Annotated in this window: 4 protein-coding genes; 2 read left to right on the top strand and 2 right to left on the bottom strand. The window is 69.5% G+C overall.

Features of this window, described 5'->3' with window-relative positions:
* On the bottom strand, nucleotides 1–607 hold a 607-nt coding region (locus DY218_RS25550), incomplete at its 3' end, for a TerD family protein (RefSeq protein ID WP_147336170.1).
* Between the two features lie 198 nt (nucleotides 608–805).
* Entirely contained in the window at nucleotides 806–1,402 is a 597-nt protein-coding gene (locus DY218_RS25545; RefSeq protein WP_128558499.1) for a M48 metallopeptidase family protein, read from the bottom strand.
* A gap of 220 nt (nucleotides 1,403–1,622) precedes the next feature.
* Here DY218_RS25545 and DY218_RS25540 point away from each other — a divergent pair, with 220 nt between their 5' ends.
* Both DY218_RS25540 and DY218_RS25535 read left to right on the top strand, forming a co-directional pair.
* Nucleotides 1,623–2,885 carry a ThiF family adenylyltransferase gene (locus DY218_RS25540; RefSeq protein WP_233521900.1) on the top strand — a complete coding sequence of 421 codons (1,263 nt, stop codon included), beginning with the start codon at nucleotides 1,623–1,625 and terminating at the stop codon, nucleotides 2,883–2,885.
* A 41-nt stretch (nucleotides 2,886–2,926) separates the two neighbouring features.
* Nucleotides 2,927–4,282: an ABC1 kinase family protein gene (locus DY218_RS25535; protein WP_128558498.1), complete on the top strand. Its 1,356-nt coding sequence runs from the start codon at nucleotides 2,927–2,929 to the stop codon at nucleotides 4,280–4,282.
* Nucleotides 4,283–4,380: the final 98 nt, after the last annotated feature.

Genomic DNA, 4,380 nt, shown 5'->3' with positions numbered 1-4,380 from the left:
CGGGTGCGGCGCCGCCGGGCGGCGGGGCGAATCCCGGGGCGGCGGCCTGCGGCTGCGGCGCCGCGGCGGCGGGCTCCTCCTCGGCGACCTCTCCCCCGAAGTTCTTGAGCAGCGCGTCGAGTCCGCCGTCGAAGCCCTGGCCGACGGCGGCGAACCGCCAGACGTCCTTCAGATAGAAGTCGCCCAGCATCACGGCGCGTTCGGTGGAGAACTCCGAGCCGTTGAACGCATACCGGGCCACCTCCTCGCCGCCGGCCACGATCCGCAGATAGCCGGGGGCGATCTGCGACATCTGGCCGTTGCCGTCGATGGTCGCGGTGAACGACAGCTTCTGGATCTGCTGCGGAATCCGGTCGAGCGTGACGCGGAAGGACTCGGTGTCACCCGCCTGCGCCCCCAGAAGCTGAATCGACTCCTCGGGGGATTTCGGCTGGTTGAAGAAGACGAAGTAGCGATCGTCCGACAGGCGCTCTTCGGCATCCAGACCGAAACAGCTGATGTCGAAGGTCAGCCCCGGGGCATTGATCTGTACACCCACGTACAGATCCGTGCCCGCGGTGAGGTCACTGATCCTGGCCTTGTGGCCGCGTTGGAATTCCCTGGCCATGCGTAACGACCGTCCCCCATCCGGAAAGTGAATGCGTCGCGTCAGGCTAACCGCTGACGCCGACAACGAGCCAAGCCGGGACGGACCCGGTACACAATCGCCGCCTCCCCGGCCGAGCTGCCAGGATTCGCCCGGTTTGCCGCCTCGCCGCCGCGACTTGAGCGTTACCCGACCACCCGGCTCACCGGCCCTGCCGAGTCACTCCTCGCGCGCGGTCGGCAGATGCGGCAGGCGATCGGCGGAAACCACACCTTCCAGATAGCCACGCGCGCGTTCCGTACGCGGATACGCCTCGAGCAGACGCCAGAAACGCGGGCCGTGCCCCGGCACCAGCAGATGCGCCAGTTCGTGCAGCAGGACGTAGTCGACGACGTACTCCGGCATGCCCTGCAGACGATGGGAGAGCCTGATGCTGCCCTCGGCCGGAGTGCAGGAGCCCCACCGGGTGTTCTGATTCGTGACCCAGCGCACCGAACTCGGCTGCGCCCGCCCGTCGAAGTACTGCCCGGAGAGCCTCTGGGCGCGCTCGGACAGCTCGGCATCACCCAGCAGTCGCTTGCTCTCCTGCGCCTCGAGCTTGTCCAGCATCACGGTCACCCAGCGTCGCTCCTCGGCCTCCGACATCCGGGCCGGGATCAACACGATCGTGCGATCGCCCTCACGGTAGGCGGACACCGTCCGACGACGACGCGCACTTCTTCGGACCTCGACCGCACTCGTCGCAGAGCCACGCGAGGGCTGGCTTGGCGTGCGGCGCTGCGAGCTCGCAGCTCGGTGCAGAGGGTCGGCGGGCACGCCCCGACGTTACCTGCTGGCAGCGGAGGAAGTCCCGCCTCCGGCACGGTTCGACAGCGATCGCCCCACCGCGCCCGCACTCGTACGACTATCACCCACCGCCTGTGGACAACTCTCCGCACCCCAACCCCACCCCAGGCAAGCTGAGTTCAGCCCGCCCGACCACACGGCCGGATCGGGACCGCCGGACCTCCACCCACGACACGCACAGGAGACAGCCATGCTCGGACACCCGGACACCACGATGGAACAAACTGCCGCATCTCGCATCAAAGACCACGAACCCACCCCATCGCCCTCCTCACCCCCTCCCTCCGTCTCACACCCCTTACTCAATCCCGCACTGCGCCGCGCCTGGCGCGACCTGACCACCATCCAATGCGGCATCACCCCCGCACACGCCGTCACCATCGGCCCCGTCGACCCCACGACCGCGAGCCTCATGAACCTCTTCGACGGCACCCGCGGAATCCCACTGCTCCAAGAGGAAAGCCGGAGGCTCGGCCTCCCCGAAGCACACCTGCCCCGCCTCATCGCCCGCCTGTCGGCAGCCGGACTCCTGGACGACGCAACCGGCGGCGGCCCGCGGACCGACGCCCTGCGCAAGGACCCGGCAGCACTCCAGCGCCTCCGCCCCGACCTCATGTCGCTCTCCCTCACCGACCGCTCCCCCGGCGGCGGCATACGACGCATCGCAGCACGGCGCACCATGAGTGTGCAGGTGCGAGGCGCCGGCCGCGTGGGCGCCCTGATCGCCGCCACCCTCTCGGCCGCCGGAATCGGCAGCATCGACGTCATGGACGGCGGCCAGGTCGAACCGTGGGACGTCTCCCCCGGCGGACTGCCCGCCGAGGCCATCGGCGAGCGACGCGACGTGGCCGCTCGACGGCTGGTCCGGCGCTGCACCCCCGGCGGACCGCGAGCCGGCCCCTCCCCCGGAGAATGGCCCACCTCCCGACACCCTCCGTCCAGCCACCCACCGGGCTTCGCACTCGTCGTCCTCGCACCGAGGGACGGACTGACGGCCCACGCCCCCGATCCGGCCGCCGCCGCGGAATTCATGGCGTCCGGGACACCCCACCTGTATGCCGGCGTCCTGGAGGCAACCGGCATGGTCGGACCCCTCGTCCTACCGGGGGAGACGGCCTGCGCCGGCTGCCTCGACCTGGGACGCGCGGACCAGGACCGGACCTGGTCCCGGATGCTGGCACAGTGGCGATCCGGGCGACGGAGTCCCGCCCAGGCCTGCGACCTCGGGCTCGCGACCGCCGTAGCCGGCACAGCAGCTGCCCACGCGCTGGCGGCACTCGACGGCGGGCGCCCCAGCTCCACGGGCTTGCGCTGGGAGATGCCGCTGCCGGACACCGACTGGCGGGCACGGCAGGTGGCTCCCCATCCCGACTGCACCTGCGGCGCCGCGCGGACAGAAGAGAGGGAGGACACGTCGGCGTCAGGACCACCGCACGAGAGAATGGCCGAGTAGGCGCCTGGCAGGGCGCGGCAGTCTGGGTTTTGGAGGGGCGCATGTCTGATCTTCCCCGGAAGGCGGTCACCCGTACCGCCAAGCTGGCCGCGCTGCCGCTCGGCTTCGCCGGCCGCGCCACATGGGGCCTGGGCAAGCGGATCGGAGGAAAGCCGGCGGAGATCGTCGGCCGCGAACTGCAACAACGCACAGCCGAGCAGCTGTTCAAGGTACTGGGCGAGCTGAAGGGCGGCGCGATGAAGTTCGGGCAGGCCCTGTCCGTCTTCGAATCGGCGCTCCCCGAAGAGGTCGCCGGCCCCTACCGAGCGGCACTCACCAAGCTGCAGGAAGCCGCTCCGCCGATGCCCACCAGCACCGTCCATGCCGTCCTCGCGGAACGACTCGGCGAGGACTGGCGCGAACTGTTCGACGAGTTCGAGGACAAGCCCGCGGCGGCGGCGTCGATCGGCCAGGTGCACCGGGCGGTATGGCACGACGGCCGGGAGGTCGCGGTCAAGGTCCAGTACCCGGGTGCCGGAGAGGCGCTCCTGTCGGATCTGACGCAGCTGAGCCGGTTCGCCCGGCTCCTGGGTCCGCTCGTCCCGGGCATGGACGTGAAGCCCCTCATCACAGAACTGCGGGACCGAGTATCGGAGGAGCTCGACTACGACCTGGAGGCCCAGGCACAGCAGACACACGCCGAGGAATTCGCCGACGACCCGGACGTGGTGGTGCCCGCCGTGGTCCACCAGTGCGATCGAGTCCTGGTCACGGAGTGGATCGACGGCATCCCCCTCGCCGAAGTGATCTCGGACGGGACGGACGAACAGCGGGACAGAGCAGGTCAACTACTGACCCGCTTCCTGTTCTCCGGACCGGCCAGAACGGGTCTTCTGCACGCGGACCCGCATCCGGGCAACTTCCGGCTGCTTCCGGTGGACCAGGAGGACGTGGCGTCCTGGCAGCTGGGCGTCCTCGACTTCGGCACCGTCGACCGGCTCCCCGGCGGACTGCCGGACACCATCGGGACTTCACTGCGACTGACGATCGACGGTTACGCAGAAACCGTGCACGAAGCGCTCTGCGCAGAGGGGTTCGTCAAGGAAGACATAGAGCTCGATCCGGAGGAAGTCCTCGACTACCTGCTGCCGATCATCGAACCGGCACAGGTGGAGGAGTTCACCTTCACCCGCGGCTGGATGCGCAGCCAGGCTGCAAGGATCGCCGATCCCCGCTCCCCTGCGCACCAGTTGGGCAAGCAGCTGAATCTGCCGCCGTCGTATCTGCTGATACACCGCGTGACACTCAGCACGATCGGAGTGCTGTGCCAGCTGGGCGCGACAGTCCGGATGCGGGACGAACTCGAGGAGTGGCTGCCGGGGTTCGAGTACCCGACAAAGGCCGACACGTCGGCGTAACGGCTACGGCGCGAGCCTGTACGGCGCGGACGCAGGATCTGCGGCGCCCGTAGGGCTGCGTGAGCTGCGGTGGTGAGGGGGAGGGAGGAGGGGCGGGG

Source organism: Streptomyces triticagri (genome assembly GCF_003429565.1).
GTDB classification, from domain to species: Bacteria; Actinomycetota; Actinomycetes; order Streptomycetales; family Streptomycetaceae; genus Streptomyces; species Streptomyces triticagri.
Note: the sequence above shows the minus strand (reverse complement) of the source record. Positions and strands in the feature narration are given on the sequence as shown.